The sequence below is a fragment of the Rhodococcus sp. NPDC055112 genome (assembly GCF_053607505.1).
On record NZ_JBSGTR010000125.1, the window covers coordinates 1 to 1,312 of the forward strand.

Genomic DNA, 1,312 nt, shown 5'->3' on the forward strand with positions numbered 1-1,312 from the left:
CCCGCGAGGGCTGGGCGCCGAAGCCCCTGTGTCAGGGGTGGGGTCGATCTAGGAGCCGAAGCCGCTGAGGGAGCCGAGGCTGCCGGCGGGGCCGGGGTTGGTGCCGGCCTTCGAGACGGTGACCTGTTGCGTGGTGGTGGATCCGGTGACGTTGTCGCGGCCGGAGAAGGTGGCGGTGATGGTGTGCTTGCCGTCGGTGGTGGGGGTCCACAGCTGGGTGGCGGTGCCGTCGGCGCCGACCTGTGCGGTGCCAAGGACGGTGTCACCGTCCTTGAATTCGATGGTGCCGCCCGCTGCTGCGGGGGTGACCTTCGCCTTCAGCGTGGTTTCCTTGGCTGCGATGGCTCCGGTGACGGGGTTGAGGGTGGTGGTGGAGGCGGTGTTGTTGCCGCCGCCGGCGGGTGCGACGGTCACGGTGGCGGTGGCGCGGGATCCGACAAGGTCGCCCCGTCCGGAGAAGTCGGCGGTGATGGTGCGCTGGCCGGCGGTGGCGGGGGCCCACTGGGCGGTGGCGGTGCCGTCGGCGGTGACATAGATGGTGCTGATGACCCTGTTGTCTTCCTTGAAGGTGACGGTGCCGCCTGCTGCTGCCGGCGTGACCTTCGCGATCAGGGTCGTGGACCTGCCGACGGTGGCTCCGGTGATCGGGTTCAGGGCCGTGCTGCTGCCGCCCTTGGTGGCGGTGAGGGACGGGCCCTGCGTGGTGTAGGAGCCACTGCCGCGATCGCCGTTGTAGCTCATGCCGGTTTGGAGGGAGGTGCCGCGAGCGCAGTTTTCGCCGACCTTGTACTTGACGGTGAAGATGGCGGGATTTGCCCCGTCATCCCCACTGAATTTGATCGGGTTGTTGGCGAAGATGCCCGCGGTGAAGTCGCCGGCGACGAAGTCGGGCTTGATCTCGAGGCTGGGTTCGACTCGTCGTTCGCCCGTCAGGGACGAGAAAATCGTGGCCGAGCCGGGGACGTAGGTCAGGCAGTTGGGGTGGTGGTCCTTGACCCAGTTGATCTTCTCTTCGCTGCTTCGTTCGAACCTGGTGGTGATGGTGATGGTCTCGCCTGCGGCGGGGGTTTCGTTGCTGACGGTGCGGTAGAAGTGGGTGTACCCGTCCCACCAGTCGATTCTTCTTTCGTCTGCGTTGGCGGTGCCGGTGCTCAGCAGGGCGAGTGTTCCGAGGGCGAAGGCGGTGGTGGCGCCGGCCGCGACGATGCGTGTGGCTGCTCGATGTGCCATGAGTGTTCCTTTGGTAGGTGCGGCCAAGAGCGTCGCCGCGGGCTGTGAGGTGCGGGCTTCGGCGCCCACGAGGGCTGGGCGC

1 protein-coding gene is annotated in these 1,312 nt (G+C 67.6%); it reads right to left on the reverse strand.

What is annotated here, in order from left to right:
- Window positions 1–48: 48 nt before the first annotated feature.
- A complete protein-coding gene (locus tag ACWFRB_RS26355; protein ID WP_452644302.1) occupies window positions 49–1,230 on the reverse strand; it encodes an Ig-like domain-containing protein in 1,182 nt (393 codons plus the stop codon).
- Window positions 1,231–1,312 lie beyond the last annotated feature (82 nt).